This is a genomic window from Mesorhizobium sp. M0047, assembly GCF_040323315.1.
Lineage (GTDB): Bacteria > Pseudomonadota > Alphaproteobacteria > Rhizobiales > Rhizobiaceae > Mesorhizobium.
The window spans coordinates 1-577 of the sequence record NZ_JAMYUW010000119.1; the positions used below are offsets into that span (position 1 = coordinate 1).

Genomic DNA, 577 nt, shown 5'->3' on the forward strand with positions numbered 1-577 from the left:
CGAGGTTCGGGTCCGTGCCATGCACGTAGCCGATCAGCTGACTGCCGATCCATGTCGTGTCGACCGCAACCCCGGCCAGCGTCTGCAGGCCCGTCGCATTGCCAGCCGTCGACAGCGCAACGCTGCCGATATGGTCGGCGCCAAGCGTGTAGGAGATATGGCCCGACAGCACCGGCGCGTCGTCGCCCGGACCGCCCGCGTTGCCGCCAGCACCGGCGATGTCGTCCTCGTCGGCCAAAAGGTTTGCCGAGGCGCTGAGCGCCGTCACGCCGGTATCCGTCAGCGTCACCTTGAACGTCGCCGTCGTGGTGTCGCCGTCGCCGTCCTTGATCGTGTAGGTGAAGGTCTCGTCGACCGTCGTCCCGTTCGCCACGTTCAGCGTCGTGTTGGTGTAGACCAGGTTGCCGCCGACGATCGTCACCGTGCCGCCATGGTCGCCAGCCCCGATCGTGATCGCGCCGGTCGCCGCGGGACCGTCCGCGCCGTAATGGTCATTGCCCAGTATCCCGGCGACCGTGCCGATCGTCAGATCCGTCACGTTCTCCGCATGGCTGGCAAGCACGCCGTCGTTCGCCGC

1 protein-coding gene is annotated in these 577 nt (G+C 67.6%); it reads right to left on the reverse strand.

Annotated features, from left to right (window positions below; all coding sequences use genetic code 11):
* The coding region (locus tag NKJ89_RS35655; RefSeq protein WP_352609086.1) for an Ig-like domain-containing protein at window positions 1–577 on the reverse strand (577 nt) is incomplete at both ends.